Annotated in this window: 20 protein-coding genes; 6 read left to right on the top strand and 14 right to left on the bottom strand. The window is 50.0% G+C overall.

Annotated features, from left to right (window positions below; translation table 11 throughout):
- A partial coding sequence (locus tag IQ219_RS05890; protein WP_194072023.1) for a universal stress protein occupies positions 1-737 on the top strand: 737 nt, incomplete at its 5' end.
- A 97-nt stretch (positions 738-834) separates the two neighbouring features.
- Here the strand turns inward: IQ219_RS05890 and IQ219_RS05885 are convergent.
- Positions 835-1,761, bottom strand: a complete 927-nt coding sequence (locus tag IQ219_RS05885; RefSeq protein WP_194072022.1) for a hypothetical protein — start codon at positions 1,759-1,761, stop codon at positions 835-837.
- A 176-nt stretch (positions 1,762-1,937) separates the two neighbouring features.
- On the opposite strand from IQ219_RS05885, the gene gyrA reads away from it, so the two are divergent.
- Positions 1,938-4,520: a DNA topoisomerase (ATP-hydrolyzing) subunit A gene (gene gyrA / locus IQ219_RS05880; protein ID WP_194072021.1), complete on the top strand. Its 2,583-nt coding sequence runs from the start codon at positions 1,938-1,940 to the stop codon at positions 4,518-4,520.
- Positions 4,520-5,416: a TIGR04168 family protein gene (locus tag IQ219_RS05875; RefSeq protein WP_194072020.1), complete on the top strand. Its 897-nt coding sequence runs from the start codon at positions 4,520-4,522 to the stop codon at positions 5,414-5,416. Before gyrA ends, IQ219_RS05875 begins: the two co-directional genes overlap by 1 nt.
- A 138-nt stretch (positions 5,417-5,554) precedes the next feature.
- On the opposite strand, the gene IQ219_RS05870 is transcribed toward IQ219_RS05875, so the two are convergent.
- From IQ219_RS05870 to IQ219_RS05845, 6 genes are read right to left on the bottom strand one after another with little or no spacing between them, the layout of a single operon-like run.
- Positions 5,555-6,409 carry an energy-coupling factor ABC transporter ATP-binding protein gene (locus IQ219_RS05870; protein ID WP_194072019.1) on the bottom strand — a complete coding sequence of 285 codons (855 nt, stop codon included), beginning with the start codon at positions 6,407-6,409 and terminating at the stop codon, positions 5,555-5,557.
- On the bottom strand, positions 6,331-7,104 hold the full coding sequence (cbiQ, locus tag IQ219_RS05865; RefSeq protein ID WP_194072018.1) for a cobalt ECF transporter T component CbiQ: 774 nt from the start codon (positions 7,102-7,104) through the stop codon (positions 6,331-6,333). The genes IQ219_RS05870 and cbiQ overlap by 79 nt, the downstream gene beginning before the upstream one ends.
- Before the next feature lie 3 nt (positions 7,105-7,107).
- Complete coding sequence (gene cbiM / locus IQ219_RS05860) at positions 7,108-7,752, bottom strand: cobalt transporter CbiM (protein WP_194019840.1); 645 nt, start codon at positions 7,750-7,752, stop codon at positions 7,108-7,110.
- Entirely contained in the window at positions 7,753-8,286 is a 534-nt protein-coding gene (locus IQ219_RS05855; protein WP_194072017.1) for a carboxypeptidase-like regulatory domain-containing protein, read from the bottom strand.
- Positions 8,287-8,291: 5 nt separating this feature from the next.
- A complete protein-coding gene (locus IQ219_RS05850) occupies positions 8,292-9,128 on the bottom strand; it encodes a hypothetical protein (protein WP_228016743.1) in 837 nt (278 codons plus the stop codon).
- Positions 9,085-9,255, bottom strand: coding sequence for a hypothetical protein (locus IQ219_RS05845; RefSeq protein ID WP_194072025.1), 171 nt, complete (start codon positions 9,253-9,255; stop codon positions 9,085-9,087). Before IQ219_RS05845 ends, IQ219_RS05850 begins: the two co-directional genes overlap by 44 nt.
- Before the next feature lie 395 nt (positions 9,256-9,650).
- On the opposite strand from IQ219_RS05845, the gene IQ219_RS05840 reads away from it, so the two are divergent.
- Positions 9,651-9,806: a hypothetical protein gene (locus IQ219_RS05840; protein WP_010873614.1), complete on the top strand. Its 156-nt coding sequence runs from the start codon at positions 9,651-9,653 to the stop codon at positions 9,804-9,806.
- 361 nt (positions 9,807-10,167) lie between these two features.
- On the opposite strand, the gene IQ219_RS05835 is transcribed toward IQ219_RS05840, so the two are convergent.
- A complete protein-coding gene (locus IQ219_RS05835; RefSeq protein WP_228016742.1) occupies positions 10,168-10,446 on the bottom strand; it encodes a hypothetical protein in 279 nt (92 codons plus the stop codon).
- A gap of 145 nt (positions 10,447-10,591) precedes the next feature.
- Here IQ219_RS05835 and IQ219_RS05830 point away from each other — a divergent pair, with 145 nt between their 5' ends.
- Entirely contained in the window at positions 10,592-10,879 is a 288-nt protein-coding gene (locus IQ219_RS05830) for a hypothetical protein (protein WP_190595758.1), read from the top strand.
- Between the two features lie 133 nt (positions 10,880-11,012).
- On the opposite strand, the gene IQ219_RS05825 is transcribed toward IQ219_RS05830, so the two are convergent.
- The gene (locus IQ219_RS05825; protein ID WP_194072014.1) at positions 11,013-12,110 is read right to left on the bottom strand and encodes a glycosyltransferase family 1 protein; all 1,098 of its coding nucleotides are present in this window, start codon (positions 12,108-12,110) and stop codon (positions 11,013-11,015) included.
- Positions 12,111-12,125: 15 nt separating this feature from the next.
- A complete protein-coding gene (lpxA, locus tag IQ219_RS05820; protein WP_199309503.1) occupies positions 12,126-13,013 on the bottom strand; it encodes an acyl-ACP--UDP-N-acetylglucosamine O-acyltransferase in 888 nt (295 codons plus the stop codon).
- 117 nt (positions 13,014-13,130) lie between these two features.
- Between lpxA and IQ219_RS05815 the strand changes: the two genes are divergently transcribed.
- Complete coding sequence (locus IQ219_RS05815; RefSeq protein ID WP_228016741.1) at positions 13,131-13,724, top strand: hypothetical protein; 594 nt, start codon at positions 13,131-13,133, stop codon at positions 13,722-13,724.
- A gap of 41 nt (positions 13,725-13,765) precedes the next feature.
- Here IQ219_RS05815 and IQ219_RS20005 read toward each other — a convergent pair whose 3' ends face one another.
- From IQ219_RS20005 to mfd, 4 genes are all read right to left on the bottom strand, one after another.
- Positions 13,766-14,032, bottom strand: a complete 267-nt coding sequence (locus IQ219_RS20005) for a hypothetical protein (RefSeq protein ID WP_228016740.1) — start codon at positions 14,030-14,032, stop codon at positions 13,766-13,768.
- 209 nt (positions 14,033-14,241) lie between these two features.
- The gene (locus IQ219_RS05805) at positions 14,242-14,445 is read right to left on the bottom strand and encodes a UPF0175 family protein (protein WP_228016739.1); all 204 of its coding nucleotides are present in this window, start codon (positions 14,443-14,445) and stop codon (positions 14,242-14,244) included.
- Positions 14,446-14,610: 165 nt separating this feature from the next.
- The gene (cobA, locus tag IQ219_RS05800) at positions 14,611-15,393 is read right to left on the bottom strand and encodes a uroporphyrinogen-III C-methyltransferase (RefSeq protein WP_194072024.1); all 783 of its coding nucleotides are present in this window, start codon (positions 15,391-15,393) and stop codon (positions 14,611-14,613) included.
- Positions 15,394-15,429: 36 nt separating this feature from the next.
- Positions 15,430-17,752: transcription-repair coupling factor (gene mfd / locus IQ219_RS05795; RefSeq protein ID WP_194072012.1), on the bottom strand; the 2,323-nt coding region annotated here is incomplete at its 5' end.

Below are 17,752 nucleotides of genomic sequence, written 5' to 3'. Positions count from 1 at the left end.
AAAGTGGCGTGGTAATTCCCTTGGCGATCGCCAAAGCACCAGTGCACATGGATGATCCGGGGCTGAATAGAAGGCTGACCCGAAACGAACTGTTATTGCAACAAGCCACAGAACTGGCCACCACCCTGAAAGTAGATGCCCACCCAGCCCTGCGCATTGATGACGATGTGGCCAGGGCCATTAGCCACACAGCGAGGGAAAAAAATGCCGATCTGATCATCATGGGTTGGAGTCAGCAGTCCCTTGGTTTACGAGCTAAATTGTTTGGCAGCACCATCGATAGTGTGTTTTGGTCGGCCCATTGTCCGGTGGCGGTGATGCGACTTCTGTCCGACCCCCATTCTTTCCATCGCATTCTTTTCCCCATTAAAAATCTCACTCCCCAAACCTTGGAACTATTCCAGTTCACCCAGCGCTTGGCGGAAACCAATGGAGCCATTGTCACCCTGCTCCATGTTTGTCCCCACAACACATCTCCACAACAGGTGCAAGCATTTAAAACGGAAATGGAACGGTTTTTAGACCAGTGCCAGGCCACAGCAGAATATCCGATTAAAGTTATTTGCCATGACGATGCCGCTAAGGTACTAGTCCGGGTTTCCCACACCTTTGACCTGGTCGTGCTCCGTTCTTTTCGAAGGCGATCGGTGGGGGGAGTGGCCCTGGGGGAAGTCACCGATAAAATTCTGCGGGAAATTACCAGTTCCTTCGTTTTGTTTGGTGATCCCTACGCTTAAATTTTTACTGGGGTAACCATCGGTGGTGAAAGTTATTCTCAAAAACTGCCAGAGTCGTAATATCTACGTAAAATCTTCCCAGCAAAAAGGCAAGATTTTATTGCGGCTCCGGCAGGGGCGGCTTCGGCTTCCTCAGACCATCGGGGGGATAGCAAGCTTCTCCAGCATCAAACAGCTCTTGGAGTTTCTGCACATTATTAGGATGTTCAAAGACCGGGCCACGGATGCCGTAGAAGTCCTTAACGCCCACAAACCTGCCCGTAATGTCGTGGGGAAAGCCCCAAAGACTGCTTTGCAACAGTACCGCCTGATCCTCTGGTAGGGCCAAGGGTTCATTGCCATGGTCAATACGATTAATCCCCTGAAAACGCTCTAGGGTGCCATAGCCCGGTGACCAGACATTATAAAAGCCTCGCACATCCTCCTTGCCGGGGGTTTCATTCCGGAAGAAGTGTACGGAACCCTTGGGAGAAAATAAAATTTCACCCTGTTTTTGCACAAGGGATCCCATTTTGATGGGAGCAAGATTGATACCCGGGACTTGACCGGCTTTGATGGTTTGCTGTTTCTCCTGGGCACTGTAGAGTCGAATTTGAGAATTTTCTGTCGAGAAAAACCATTCGTCGTTGTCAAGATGGAAATGGGGCGGCGGCCCTGCATTGGGTGGCAAGATGGTTTCCGACATCTCGTATAGTCCACAGGTATCAGGAATTGTCCGCAAGAACACCACAATATCTTTACCAGGGGTTTGGATAGCCTCGGGATTTTTCAAGAATCGGGGCATGGTCAACTTCAAACCGGTGTCAGGGAAATCATAGGTAATTCTCTCTGTCATGCCCCGACGATTCGTTTCGGAAAATGTATAGTCTCCATCCCCCATGGGGGTATAAAGACTGCCCTTAGGACTATTGGCCAAACTCGGTACGAGGGTCGCCACCACAATAGCGAGGGTGGTAGCGGCTCCCACGAGCCAAGCCCAGGGAATACCCCGCCAACACTTTAGTCTTTGCAGTAATAAGTTCATTGACCCGATCCTTAGGTACATACGACGATTTTCACATATCTTGGCAGAGGCCGGCCAAGCCAGACCCCTGCACGGGCCAATGGTAGAATGGAGGCTGCTTTGAGCCCTGTTATCTGGTTCCCTTGGGGGGAATTGGAGCGCAACTCAAACCTTTCAAACTGCCTTGGAGTAATTGCATGACTGACTCGCCCGATCGCCTGATTGCGACTGACCTCAGAAACGAAATGTCGCGCTCATACCTGGAATATGCCATGAGTGTGATTGTCGGGCGGGCGTTACCCGATGCACGGGATGGACTCAAGCCAGTCCATAGACGCATTCTCTATGCCATGTATGAGTTGGGACTCACCCCCGATCGCCCCTTCCGGAAATGTGCTCGGGTTGTGGGGGAAGTGCTGGGAAAATACCACCCCCACGGGGATACAGCGGTGTATGACGCCCTGGTGCGGATGGCGCAGGAATTTTCCATGCGGGAACCGTTAATCGACGGCCATGGCAACTTTGGCTCCGTTGACAACGACCCCGCCGCCGCCATGCGGTACACCGAATCTAGACTTAGACCCCTTTCCACCAATGCCCTCCTGCGGGACATCGAAGCCGAAACCGTAGATTTCATTGATAACTTTGACGGTTCCCAACAGGAACCAGTGGTGCTCCCCGCCCGCATTCCCCAACTTTTGATCAATGGTTCCTCCGGCATTGCCGTGGGCATGGCCACCAATATTCCTCCCCATAACCTAGGGGAAGTCATCGACGCGGCGATCGCCGTGGTGCAAAACCCCGACATCAGCGAACAGGAACTGATGCAAATCATTCCCGGCCCAGACTTTCCCACCGGGGCCCAAATCCTCGGGCGATCGGGCATTCGGGAAGCCTATCTCACCGGGCGGGGCTCCATCACCATGCGGGGGGTTGCCAGCATTGAGACCATGGAACACCCAGGCCGTCCAGACCGGGATGCCATTATCATCACCGAGTTGCCATACCAGACCAATAAGGCATCTTTAATTGAACGCATTGCCGACCTAGTTAACGACAAAAAAATTGATGGCATTGCCGACATCCGGGACGAGAGCGACCGGGACGGCATGAGAATTGTCATCGAACTGAAACGGGATGCCTATGCCAGGGTGGTGCTCAATAATCTCTATAAGCAAACCCCCATCCAGAGCAACTTTGGTGCTAACTTGCTGGCCCTGGTGGACGGAGAACCCCAGGTTTTAACCATCAAAAAATTCCTGACGGTGTTCCTCGACTTCCGCGTGGAAACCATCACCCGCCGCACTCGCTACGAACTGCGTAAAGCAGAGGAAAGGGACCATCTTCTGCAGGGTTTACTCATTGCTCTGGATAATCTGGATGCAGTCATTCGCCTCATCCGGGCCGCCGCCGATACCGCCAGTGCCAAAACTGAATTGGTAGAAGGCTTTGCCTTGTCGGAAGTGCAGGCCGATGCCATTTTGCAAATGCAATTACGACGCCTAACCGCCCTAGAAGCGGATAAGATCACCGCTGAGCACGAAGAATTGCAGACTAAAATTGCGGATCTCCAGGACATCCTCGCCCGCCGGGAACGGGTCAACGCCATCATTGAAGAAGAATTGGAGCAAATTAAGGCCATCCACGCCACCCCCCGCCGCACCGTTATTGTCCAAGAGGACGGGGAACTGATCGACACGGATTTAATTGCCAATGACCAAGCCTTAATTTTATTGACGGAACAGGGCTACATCAAACGAATGCCTGCCAACACCTTTGGCACCCAAAACCGGGCCACCAGGGGTAAAGCCGCGGCCAAAATTAAGGAAGACGACGGAGTGGAGCATTTCCTTTCCTGTTGCGACCACGACAAGGTGCTGTTCTTTAGCGATCGGGGGGTAGTTTACAGTCTCAATGCCTACCAAATTCCCATCGCTTCCCGCACCGCCCGGGGAGTCCCCATTGTGCAAATGTTGCCCATCCCCAAGGATGAAAAAATTACGTCCCTGGTTTCCGTCTCAGAATTTGATGACGATACCTATTTCATCATGCTGACCAAGCAGGGCTACATCAAAAAAACGGCTCTGTCTGCCTTCAGTAATATCCGCTCCAATGGTCTGATCGCCATCTCCTTGGTGGAAGGGGACCAGTTGCGCTGGGTACGCTTAGCCAAAGCAGAAGATAGTATTATCATTGGTTCCCAAAAGGGCATGGCCATCCACTTCAAAGCGGATCAGGACGAACTGCGGGCGCTGGGTAGGGCCACCAGGGGGGTTAAATCCATGCGCCTCCGATCGGGGGATGCCCTCATTAGCATGGATATTTTGCCCAGCCAAGTGGTGGCCAACATTGGCATTGGAGGTGACGATGAAGCGGATGAGGATTTGGGCCCCGATAGCGATGCCATTTTGGAGGAAAGCGAAAATCCTGGCCCTTGGTTGCTGGGGGTAACCATGAAAGGGTTTGGCAAACGGGTGCCGGTGGGTCAGTTCCGCTTGCAACACCGGGCGGGCTTGGGAGTAAAAGCCATCCGCTTCAAATCCAAGGATGATCAGCTAGTGGCTCTCCATGTGGTCAACTTCGACGACGAATTGATGATCGTCACCAACCGGGGCATTATTATCCGCCAATCGGTCAATGATATTTCGCCCCAGTCCCGCAGTGCCACCGGAGTACGGGTACAACGATTAGATGCCGACGATGCGATCGCCGCTGTGGCCCTGGTGCCCCCTTCCGGGGAGGAAGAATTAGCCGAAACCTCAGAAAGCGAAGAGAGTTAATGTTCTCCCAACCTACTGCAACCATTACCCTGGCCGTTGTGGGCGATATCCATGACCAATGGGAATTGGCAGACCACCAAGCCCTCCAGGCCGTCGCTGTAGATTTAGTGCTATTTGTGGGGGATTTTGGCAACGAATCATTGCCGGTGGTCAGCTTAATTGCCTCCTTACCCATCCCCAAGGCCACGGTATTTGGTAACCACGATGCTTGGTTCACCGCCTCCGATTGGGGCCGCAAAAAGTGCCCCTACAATCGCCAAAAGGAAGACCGGGTTAAGGCTCAGCAGGAACTACTGGGGTTGGCAGATGTTAGCTATGGCCGCCGGGATTTTCAGCAATTTGGCCTCTCGGTGGTGGGGGGCAGGCCCTTTACCTGGGGGGGCAATGAATGGAAAAACAAACAGTTTTTGCGGGAACGGTATGGCATGGAAAGCTTTACCCAGTCCCAAACCCAGATTGCCGCAACGGCCCTGGCTAGCCCCCATGAAACGTTAATTTTTTTGGCCCATAATGGTCCCAGCGGCTTAGGCAATCAGGCAGAATCCATCTGTGGTCGGGATTGGAACCCCTTGGGGGGCGATTTTGGCGATCCCGATTTGGCTTGGGCGATCGCTTCTGTGCGGGAACAGGGTAAACGGGTACCGTTGGTGACCTTCGGCCATATGCACCATCGCCTTAGACATCGTCAGGATCGTCTGCGGGAGAGGGTTTGTGTGGATCATCAAGGAACGGTATATCTCAATGCGGCCTGTGTGCCCCGCATCCAAACGGAAAAAGACGGTTTGCCCCCTGCCCGTAATTTTTCCCTGGTGACTTTGGTTAATGGTGCTGTGGAAAAAATCACCCTGGTTTGGTTACGGAGTAACGGAGAAATTATCAGCCAGGAAACCCTTTGAATTAGTGCCCATTAACTCGCCCAGGCTTAGTTTTTCTGGTTGTGCAGGAATTCTAGGGAGCAAGAATGGTTCAAAACTACGTCCCCCCATGTTATTTTCGCCGCCAGTGTGATCTACCCTGGTTTTACCTATTTTTCATCAACGGAGGGAATAGGGTTTTTCTAAACCATGACTTACCATCAGGGTTTGATTACCCATAATTTCCTCTGCCCCACCATCGGCCACGATCTGCCCCTGATCAATGACTATCACCCGGTCACAGACTTCCAAGACAAACTCCAGATCATGGGAGGAAATGAGCAACGTTTCCTGGAACTGTCCCAAAAAGTTAATCAATTGACGGCGGGCCCTAATATCCAAGCTGGCCGTGGGTTCGTCGCAGAAGAAAATTTTCGGGGCCATGGCCAACAAACCGGCGATCGCCACCATTTGCTTTTCCCCTCCCGACAGGTGATGGGGCAACCGTTCTAGCAAAGCAGTAACTCCTGTTAACTGGGCCGCCTGGGTCACCCGTTGGGCCACTGTTTCCGCCGACAGTCCCATATTTTGCGGACCAAAGGCAATGTCATCCCACACAGAAGTGGCAAATAATTGGTCGGTGGGATTTTGAAACAATAACCCCACTTCTGGTAAAAATTTCCCCGGTTGTAGGGGACTGCCCCATAGCTCAATGGTGCCGGCGCTGGGTTTGAGCAGTCCACAGAGTAGTAAAAATAAGGTGGTCTTGCCGCAACCGTTATGGCCAATGATCCCCAACCGCTCCCCCGGGGCAACCTGCAACGATAGACTGTCCAACACTGGTGCCTGGCCACCATAGGCAAAGCATAGTTCCCGCACTGTGATTGCTTTGGGTTCTGGGGATAGAATCGCTTCCTCCTCTCTACCCTGGTCCAGACCCCGCACATTGGTTAAAGTCACAGGCTCACCTCCGCCACCACAAAACCGACGGCGATCGCCAATACGGCCACCGTTAAACCCCAACCCCTTGAGCATTGCTCTGTTGTGGTGACTGTGCCCCCCAGGGAAGTTGTTTGGCCGTAACCCCGTAGGACCATGGCTTGGTAAACCCGTTGAGACTGTTCATAACTACGGAGCAAAAGATTCCCCAACAACATCGCCCAGTGGGCTACCGATCGCCGTTTTGCCGGCCGTTGTCCCAATCCTCGTAATTGCATTGCTTGCTTCATGGTGCCGAGAGTATGGCCAATGTCGTATAGGTAACGGTAGGCCAACAGGGCCATATCTGCCATCAAAGGAGGTAAACCCAAACGACGTAAACATCTGACCATAGTTAAAAAAGGGGTGGTGCCAAAGATAATAAAACCCAGGGTAAGAATAGAGAAAAATCGCCCGGCAATGAGCACCATGGCCGTTAACCCCTCCCCACGAACACTGATCCATCCCCACTGCCCCAGCACCGTTTCCCCACTGGTCAAAGGCAGTAGAATAACCACCGCCAAAATGAATAACCCAGGATAACTGCAGCGTTGGCGCAGAAAACTTAGGGGTAAACCGGATAATCGATAGAGCAACGCAGTCACAGTCACCATGGGAATAACTAACCAAACCCGTTGCACCATGGCCAAGGCAAACATTAACGCCATGAGGCTGACTAGTTTTTGCCGGGGTTCCCAACGATGCATTGGCGATCGCCCAGGTACATAGGTTTCTAAACCAATCAAGCCCACGGCCTAACCCTCCAATAATTCCGGTTTGACCCGTTGCAAAAATAAAACCACCATGACAGTGAATATACCTTCCAGCAGTATTAGGGGTAAATGTCCCAGGGCCACCACCAGAATGGCTCGGTGTTCAGCGGCGGCATCTAAGCCGGTCGGTAAACTGGTCAAAGTCAGGCTAATGAAAATTAGCACAGTTAAGGCTAAACCCCCACTGCCCCCCAAAAAAGCACAAATACCAGTGGGCCAGGGCTCCGGTAGAAATTTTTCCAGGCCATAGCGCAGTTGAAAAATATGATAGGCCGCCAACGCTGGTAACCCCATTAACACCCCATTAATACCCAAAGTGGTCAGTCCCCCGTGGCCCACCATCAACGCTTGGAAAAAGAGGCCAATCAAAATAGCGGGCAGGGCAAAATAGCCCAGTATTACCCCCAACAAACCATTGAGTACGAGATGGACACTGACTGGGGGCAGGGGAATATAAAGAGAGGACGCAACAAAAAAAGCTGCCGTCAGTAACGAAGCTTTGGGGATGTTTTCTAAGGTATTCCCTTGATGGTTAATTTGCCTTAAACAATACCAGGTGGCCAGCCCCGTTACCGCATAACCCCCTGCCACTATCTGGGGAGGCAATAGACCATCGGGAATGTGCATCTAGGTTCTACCTTTGCTGTGGCTTTGACTTTTACTGCTAAAAAATAGGGCTGTGCCCACAAATCCCCAAATGACTGCTCCGATGGTAATGCCCCGTTGCATGGGGGATAGGGCGGCGGCGTTGGGAACGGAGGCTACGGTGATCTCCGGGGTCATTTGGTCGGAGTTGGATTGCTCGGAACCTGAATCCATTGTGCCACCATTGGCTGTTTTCGCCTGCCAAGGTATGGTGACCATAGCCCCATGGCCCCCTTGCCGCACAGCAACTTCCCAGTTACCAGGGCGATCGCCTGCGGGGGTGAAGGTAAATTTACCCTGTTCGTCGGTGACCCCCGTTAACCAAGGTTGGGAGGAACTGTCTGGAGCATAGACCAACACCTGGGCTTCCGTCATGGGTTCTCCGGAGTCGTATTGGGCTGCCACGGCGATCGCCGCCACGGAATGATGTTCTACTTTAACTCCGTGGGCGAGGACAGGGGCCGTGTGGCTAAGTATGCCTCCCGCTAAAAAAAACAAGACTAAACTAGATTTCATCGGATTTACGGGTTGACGGAAGTGGTGGTGTTAAATTCTCGGGTTTGTCGGCAATGGCCTTCCCCCACATGGCCAAGGTTGGCCAAAACTTGCAAAAAGGTTTGATAATCTGCCTCCCCTAATTGGGCTTGCAAATCCTCGCTGTTGATTTCAATGCCCTTTTCCTGGGCCAGGGCCGCTAGGGGGGCAAAACCGAAAGCACTAAGGTTAATGTCGCTGTCGGCGGGTTCTTTCCCTTCCCCAAATAAATGATCTAAGTGAAAGGTTGCTTCCAAATCGGCCTTACCCCCGGCAGTTAAAATGCCCTTGCGTTCATCTCCAACAAAATCACCACAAATAAAGTCCAATTGCTCTTTCACCCCTAATTTGAACGGAATTGTCCGACCATCTTTAGTTGCCGTTCCCTCCAGTAAAATTGAGTAACCTTGGGCTGGGCCTGCTGCGGCCAGGGGCATTTGCCAAGATAAAGCGTTAAATTTTCCCGCCGGAGCCGGGGTTTCCCCCACTAAAACAGTTTCAGCGTCTTTTCCTGCTGCTGCTAAATCCACTACGGTGGACCCTGGTATGGCGATCGCCACGGCCGTATCTGGCAATGGAGCATCAGTGCTGGCATCAAAGGCCGGCTCGATCTGGTAAGCATTAATTTCCGCCAGGGAAACATAAACGTGACTAAAGTCCAGAGACCAGCCATCCTTAGTGGTCAGACCTTCCCGGGCCCGTTCTTCTCCGTTGGCCCGCACTGTTAAAGTGCCCTGGTTCACTGGGGGAGAGGCTTTCAGTTCTGGGGAGGAAAGGGTTTCACCACCACAGCCAGATAACAATACCAGTAGCAGTGATGCCAAAGACCACCCCCTTGTAAATGGCGATCGCATAGTTTTCCCTGGGAGGCACAAACAACGCTTCTGATGTGTTCTTCCCATAGTCAAAGGTGGAAAAATTTACCTGACACTGGAGAGATTGGAAGCACAATTCCTACTTAACCTTGCCTGCTCAAAAAGTACAATACCCTCTGGGGGCAAGGGGCATCCAGTTTCCCCATTGTTTCTTGACAGTAGGGCAGGGCATAGGTAAGCCCAAAATTTGGTTTAATAGCGGCACTAATGGGGAAGCTCCCAGATCCTTATTGTCCCTCGCCCTAACCGGGAAGCATGGATCATAAACTCTATCCCTGGGGACAAATTTTGTGGACGGGGAGGAAACTACTTTTTTTCCAGGTTGGTTTCCCTTTTGTTCGGACTTAATCCATACATTTTTGTTAACTTCAGTAACAATAGATACCGTTATGGAAATCTCCTAGGGTTTTATGTTATGTTGAGTGTAAATCTAAATGTAAGTTTTTCACTGCCTTTCGGAGGGTAGAAGTAATGAATAATCGTAAACGTGTTTTGACTCAAACGGCGATCGCCCACAAAGAAACCCTGCGTCAAAACCTCCAGCACCGACTAGAGCGGGCTCGGGCCGCCGGCAATCAGTCCCTTGTCAGTCAACTGGAAGCAGAAGCCGCTTACCTCCATCTGTAGGTTGGATTGGTGGGGTTTTGAGTGCCCCAAAGACGCCAAGAACATAGTTGACTAATGGTTGACAAAGTTTGCAAGAAATTTCTAGAGTTGATGGCGATTTATCCCCGGGATAGGTCGCCTTTTTGCTGGGATTTGCACCATTAACAGCCTGTAAACAGAAATATTGTTTGAACCTTAACTGCCCCATGCTTGTCCGGAAATTTCCAGCATTAGACTTAAAGTGAGTTCGAGTCACCACTGGAAGTTTCTAATCAAAGAAAACCTGCCAAAAGTTTTCCTCCCTGGGGGGTTTCTGTTGAGATTTCCTTGACCCAGGTCAGCTCAAACCGAAATGGGCACTCCTTGTCCTTGGCATAAATAATCACTCGAACTTTTCGGGGCAGACCTTCTGGGAAAAATCGTCCCAACGTTTCAGCAACTCGACTTCGGTATTTTTTTCACTAGTATTCAAGAGTTGCAGGGGAAACAGATGAAATTGCCGATGGCGATTAAAAGCATCCATTGCCGCTTGACTTGCCTGTACGCGAGCCACCTCCAGGGTAGCTTGACTGCTGCAAATAGTTTCCGCATAGATATTTATGGCCAGTGTCTGATTGAAGTTGTCAGGAAATTCGAGGGGCTGGAAAAATGCAAGCAACATCACACTAGGTTATCTCCCAGGCAGAATAACTTTAGACAAGTCCAAGCGTAAACCAAAACTTTGTGTTAATTATCTTAAAATATTAGATAAGAAAATTTGGGTAACAGATATAATTACCTAATGATTAAGCATTGAGGTCTAAATCATGAAGGTATTACATTTGGTGCTGATGGCAACTTTCTCTGTGGTTTATGCAACCCTTGCTGTGGCAAGTCCCATTACCTACTATGGTCAGAAAGGGGAATATACCGTCGACTACGAAGCAGGAACCTATCGAGGCTGTGTTTATGGGACAGGCTGTATTAAATTAGGTCCCAGCCGTAAAGCAGGCATTTCAACTTGGAAAAATGGAGATTATACCTACTCAATTAATGACAACACAGTGGAAGTTTATCTAAAAGGTAAATTAATTTTTAAAGATACATTTAATTAAAATTAATCTCTCCACTCCCCTTCTTTCCAAACAGTTTCAGTGTTTTGAGAATGAGAACGTCAATTCATTCTTTGGAATCAGAATTGGTAACCAAATTACCTAGTGGTTCGCCATGGGATTAGGTTTCGCTAACCTAAAAATACTTTGCCAATGCGTCCGTAGTTAAATGCCCGGTTTTTTCCCAAGAGAATGCCCCGGCCCTGGCTAAGCTCTGTTGTTGTAGCTGTTGGCGCAAACTGTCATCCTTCCACACCTGGTCCATGGCTTGGTAAATTTCCCCAACATTAAAAGGGTCAACCAGTAGGGCGGCATCCCCTGCCACTTCGGGTAGAGAGGAGACGGAGGAGGTAATTACCACCGTGCCACAGGCCATGGCTTCCAGCACCGGAAAACCAAATCCTTCCCAGAGAGAAGGAAATACCAGGGCGATCGCCTGGCGATAAAGTTGCCGCAGTTGGTCGTAGCTGACGTAGTCCAAACAATGCACCAATGGACCAATGCCTAATTCCTTCGCCAAGGTCATTAATTTGGGGGTGTAACGGCGATCGGTGGGGCCTGCCAAAATTAACTCAACATCTCGGTTGTTGGTAGTTTGGATAAACCGGGCAAAAGCTTCGATCAGCCTGGCCACATTTTTATGGGGGTCGTGCCGGCCCACAAAGAGAAAGTAGGGCTTTTCCCTAGGCGGTAAATTATCTTCCCCTGGCTGAAAATGCTCCCGGTCATATCCCAAGGCGATCGGGGTAATTTTACTGGCAGGAATTTGGAAATAATCCACCACATCATCGGCCGTGGCTTGGGAGTTGCAAAGAATATGTTCCGCTTGTCCCAACACCAAGGGCAGATAAAACTTGCAATAGCTGGTTAGGGGAGATTTCCAATGGGGAAACCGGAGGGGAATTAGGTCGTGTACCATCACCACTGTGCGACAACCGGACCAAAGGGGAGCTTCCGGAATCGGAGAAAAAAGCAAGGAAGCCTTTAACTGTTGGCAAAGTTTGGGTAGCTGAAACTGGGTCCAGACTAGACGATTAAAATGGCCCCGACTGCCCTGGGCCGGGGTGAGATTATTCGGCACGGTTTGGCAAGCAAAATTAGCCACCATGCGAGAGGTTAGTAAGGTTGGGTTGAGGGATTTAAGATGGGGAAAAACGTTGCTGGCATAGACGCTCAACCCCGTCGGTTGGGCCAGCAAAAAGGAAAGATTAATTAGTAAGTGGGAATCGGCCATGGCAACAATGCTGACCTACTTTTTGCCGGGAATGGGACCCCGTCGTCCTTGGCCGTAGCTAGATTCTTGGAGAAACTTTTGGAAGTGTTGCACGTAGGGATGGGCTGCCGATCGCCCTAATTCTTCCAAAGCTTGTTGGTAGGGGGTCTCAGAACGATAAATCAAGCGAAAGGCCTGTTTGAGGGCACTCAGATCCTCCGCCGACATGCCAGACCGTTGCAAACCGATGAGATTCAAAGAACGTACCCGGGAAGGATTACCCTCCACAATGGTAAAAGGTGGCACATCCCGTTCAATGCGACTCATGCCCCCCACCATGGCCAACCGGCCAATATGGACAAATTGGTGGACTCCCAAAACGCCACTGATTCTCGCCTGGGACTCAATATAGATGTGCCCCGCCAAAGCCACTGAGTTGGCAATGATTACTTCATTTTCAATGACGCAATTGTGGGCCACATGGGCATAGGCCATCAACAAATTGCGATCGCCAATGCGGGTCACTGCCCCCTCTTCCGTCGCCCGGTTAATGGTGACGTATTCCCGAATTTGGTTATTGTTGCCAATTTTGACCCAGCTTTCTCCCCCCTTATACTTCAAATCCTGGGGTTCACAACCAATGACTGCACCGGGGAAAATACGATTTCCTGTACCAATTTCTGTAGGGCCTTCCACCACCACATGGGGGCCGATCACAGTGTTAGCCCCGATAGTAACTTTTTCCCCGATGACACTAAAAGCCCCCACCTGGACTGTGGCATGTAACTGGGCTTGGGGATGGATAATGGCCGTTGGATGGATAGATGGGGACAAGGTCGCTTCTCCCAAGCGGTTATCAGTCAACATTAATCTCTCGGAATGGGGGATAATCGGAGCAGGGACAAGGGCAAATAACTTCCCCATAGATTAGCAGGCATTGTACCCCCTGGAGTGACCCCCAGGAGCTTGATCTTCTCTGCAACTCTGATTACAATCCAGTGGTTTGGTGATGGTGTCAATTTCGTCTTGGTGTTAACCCGTATGCTTAGCTCTATCGGTTCTAACGACTCTAAACATAATCTTAAGAAGTATCTTAAACAACTCCGCCGTCCCTTTGCTCCCATTGGCTGTGGTCTGTTGATGGCCAGCGGTATGGTTTTTGCTCCGATCGCCGCCGTGGCTGGGGACTGGAACCAGTTTGATGTTTGTGTGAGCGAACTGAAGCGGAATGGAGTCAGTGATGATGCGGCCGCCTCCGGGTGTGCCCAGGCGATTATTCCCAAGGAAATGTCCCAATGTGTCAACATGATCAGCCGTAACACCAACATCACCGGCATTGTGGCTTTGCAATCCTGTTTCCAAGTACGTCGCCCGGTGGATTTGGGGAACTGTGTGGTGGACATTGACCGGGGGGTAGTGGGGCGAAACCGCTCTCCAGAGGGGGAAGATGTGACCATGGCTGCCCTCAATAGCTGTCGCCAAAGTTTACTGCCTGGCCGTCATTCGGAATGCGTGCTGGCCCTGAGTCGGGAAGTTTCCGATTTCACGCCCCAAAAAGCGATGAATACCTGCCTAGCGGCGGAGGATTTCCCCCGGGATCTTTTCCCTGCCTACAGTGAAACCCAACCAAATTAGGACGGCCTAGGCTGATTTTTGATTATACTTCTTGTGAAAAGCTATTTTTCTGGGGGAGCTTTTAACAAAAATTGGAGTAATTTTGGAGAAACTCTAAATGTAGTTTTCTCAAGCCGGCTAATAACATCAGGTAAATTGACAATATCCTGTCGATTTGCCTCCTGTAAGACCCCCAATAAGCCAGTTGTTTTCAAACCACGACTTAGGGCAACTTTGCGGCCCAGAGCATCATCTATAATGAGCAAGTCGGCCTGTTCTGCTTCTGCCAAAACGATGGCTGTTTGCTCGCCCAAGTCTAAAGTTTTCAAATGAAGATTCGTACAGTCTTCTATTTTCCTAATCTCTAGCCATGGTGGTGGCTTTGAGATCCATTTTTGCACTATCTCGGGTGAGTTCGGATGGGACAATTCCCGTTGAATAACTGTAGTGATTAAAACTCTTTAGTAGAGTCTTTGTAGTATTTGTATTTCATCAATCAAAATAAGGTAACAAATAACAGAAGTTTCTGAAATAACAATCACGCTTTAAGTTTTCCCTGTTGCCGTAACTCCTGATGTCTTTGCTCATCTGCGGCTAGATCTAGTTGATCATAGTCCAAATTAAGCCCATTGTTTTTCAACCAATTATCAACTTCTAAGCGAGTAGAAAATCCTAGTAACTCCCTCAGTTTACCTACACTAATAGAGCCGTCTTTGTAGGCTTCAATTAAAGTAATTTCCATTAATTTTTTTCTATATTGCCCCATTTAATTTGTAGTGGGTTGGCTAGCTCATCGGGCAACGCAATTTGTATTTGCACATTTTTTTGATCTATTTTTTGAAGAAAAACAAACGTAAGGAAGATTTTGGTAAACAACCCCCATTCTAACGTTGCTCCTGTCCAAGGGTTAAGAGAACGAGCTAGGGGAAAATTGCCTGAGATTAGCCGGATAATTAACCACGGCCCCGATGACCACGATCGCCGGGGCTTGAAAATTTTCTGCCTCAATCTGGGCCAAAATAGTAGCAAAAGTACCCACCAATTCCTGTTGTTCTGGACAGGTTCCCCAGCGGATCAGGGCAATGGGAGTATCTTCTGGCAACCCCGCCAACTGTAACTGGGGCAAAATAGTGGCCAAACTATACACCCCCATATAAATCACAATGGTCTCCGATCCCCTGGCGATCGCCGCCCAATTCACCTCTGGCCGATATTTGCCTGCCGCTTCGTGGCCAGTGACAAAGGTAACGGAAGAGCTATAACTGCGATGGGTGAGGGGAATGTGAGCATAAGCCGGCGCAGCAATGCCCGCCGTAATGCCCGGCACCACCTCCACTTCAATACCAGCCCGTACTAAATCTTCCATTTCTTCCCCTCCCCGGCCAAAAATAAACGGATCTCCCCCTTTGAGGCGTACCACCACCGCATATTTTCGGGCCAATTGCTCCAAAAGTGCCGTCGTTTCCTGTTGTAATTTTGTATGTCTGCCCCTTCTTTTCCCCGCATCCACCAATTTCGCTTGGGGATTAACCATGGCCAAAATAGCCGGACTTACCAAAGCATCATAAACCACCGCCTCAGCATTTTCCAACAAAGCCTTGCTCTTAATGGTCATTAATCCGGGATCCCCAGGGCCGGCACCCACCAAATACACCTTTCCCATCAGTCCGTTGTGCAAATCTAGAACCACCTTTTCGATAATTTTGTTATTTTTGAATGGCAATTATTAATTAACTAAAGTCTCTATTTTGACCTCCGGTAAAGCCCCCTGCATTTTGCCAAACCAATCGATCAGATTATCCATTTGTTTAGCCGGTGGCAATACCCCCAGTCCCCGCACCACAACTTTTTTCGTACTGTAAACAAAGCGGGATTGGAGATGGCTGGGCAAATTTTCTGCTAACAACTTCCAGGCTGGTTCTTCCATGGGGGTTTCCAGAACAAGATTTTGTTTGCCCTCCACCTTAATGCGGGAAAAGCCCAAAGACTTAGCTAAATGCTTGAGCTTTACCACTTTAAATAATTCTTCCACTGGACTCGGTAGTGTACCATACCGATCGCCCCAATCCAGGGCAACTTTGGGTAACTCATCGGTGGATTCAATGCTGGTAATGGTGCGGTAGGCGGCCATTTTTTCTTCCAAATCGGGAATGTAATCGCTGGGGATGAAGGCCGTCAGGGACAAGTCGATTTGGGTATCCTCCACTTTGGGAATTTCCTGCCCTTGAATTTCCCGGATGGCATCCTGCAACATTTCCATGTAAAACTCATAGCCGATCGCCTCAATTTGTCCGGATTGTTCTGCCCCCAACAAATTACCTACACCCCGAATTTCCATGTCTCTAGTGGCCAGTTGATAACCGGAGCCCAGTTGGCTAAATTCCTGGAGTGCCCGCAGTCTTAACCTAGCTTTTTCTGTTAGCTGTTTTTGATTAGGATAGAGTAACCAAGCATGGGCCTGAATGCCCGATCGCCCCACCCGTCCCCGTAGTTGATAGAGTTGGGCCAAGCCAAATTTTTGGGCATCTTCGACAATAATTGTGTTTACCCTGGGAATATCCAAACCAGCCTCGATAATGGTAGTACACACTAGAATATCTGCCTCTCCATCATTGAAGGCCAACATGGTACTTTCCAGTTCCGATTCTTCCATTTGACCGTGGCCAATGGCAATGCGAGCACTGGGCACCATCTGGCGCAATTGTCCCCCCAATTCTTCAATGCCTTCAATGCGGGGCACCACATAAAAAACCTGGCCTCCGCGGTCTAGTTCGTTACGGATGGCGGTGCGAATTACTTCGGGATTATAGGGAGATAAATGGGTTTTAATGGGACGGCGGGAAGGAGGCGGAGTGGTAATTAAGCTCATTTCCCGGATGCCAGACAAGGACATATACAGGGTGCGGGGAATGGGAGTGGCAGTGAGGGTTAAGACGTCGACTTCCGTTTTTAAGGTCTTAATTTTTTCCTTTTGGTTAACGCCAAATCGCTGTTCTTCGTCAATGACTAGTAAGCCCAAATCTTTGAATTTCACCGATGGGCCCAATACCTGTTGGGTACCTACCACAATATCCAGTTCACCACTTTTTAACTTAGCTAAAATTTCCTTTTTTTCTGATGCTGTCCGGAATCGATTTAACAACCCAATGGTGATGGGATAGGGGGCAAATCTTTCTTTAAGCGTGTGGTAATGCTGTTGGGTTAACACCGTGGTAGGAGCCAATAAAGCCACCTGTTTATTCCCACTGGTCACGGCCTTAAAAATAGCCCGCACTGCCACCTCTGTTTTGCCAAAGCCCACATCGCCACACACTAATCGATCCATCGGGCGATCGCCTTCCAGGTCCCGTTTCACATCCTGCACTGCCTTGAGTTGATCGGGGGTGGGTTGGTAGGGAAAAGAATCCTCCAATTCCTGTTGCCAGGGACTATCCGGGGGGTAAGCATAACCTATTTGTTTTGCCCGTTTGGCATAGAGATTGAGCAAATCCACTGCCAACTTTTTGACCGCTTTACGGACTTTATTTTTGGTGGCTTCCCAAACTTTCCCCCCCATTTTATGCAGTTCTGGCGGTCTAGTGCCCGTATGGCGAAAACGGGATAAACTGTCCAAACTGTCCGCAGGTACCCGTAAAATACCGTCGGCGTATTGGATCATTAAATATTCCCGATTGGCCAAGGCATCCAACTTTAAAAATTTACCAATGCCATGGCTTTTATGGACGACATAATCCCCAGGGGAAAGTTTATTAATATCAACTTGTTTAGAGGTGGCCCGCCGTCGTTTCCGGACATATTCCGGTGTGGCTAAAGCGTGTTGCCCAAATAGCTCCCGGTCCGTAACTAGCACCACCCGAAATGTGGGCAGAATAAAGCCCTCCAGTTCCGCCATGCCCGCATATTTTAAAGTCACCGCTGTCCGTTGGATGTGGCTTTTTTCAATGGCAGGGTAATCCCTGGGGTTGGCAATGAACTGCACCGCACAGTCATGTTCTTGCAGGAGGGAAACGGTGCGACTGGGTTGGGCTGAAATTAACCAAGTGCTGTAT

Origin of the sequence: Synechocystis sp. LEGE 06083 (genome assembly GCF_015207725.1) — a bacterium.
Classification (GTDB): domain Bacteria; phylum Cyanobacteriota; class Cyanobacteriia; order Cyanobacteriales; family Microcystaceae; genus Synechocystis; species Synechocystis salina.
Note: the sequence above shows the minus strand (reverse complement) of the source record. Positions and strands in the feature narration are given on the sequence as shown.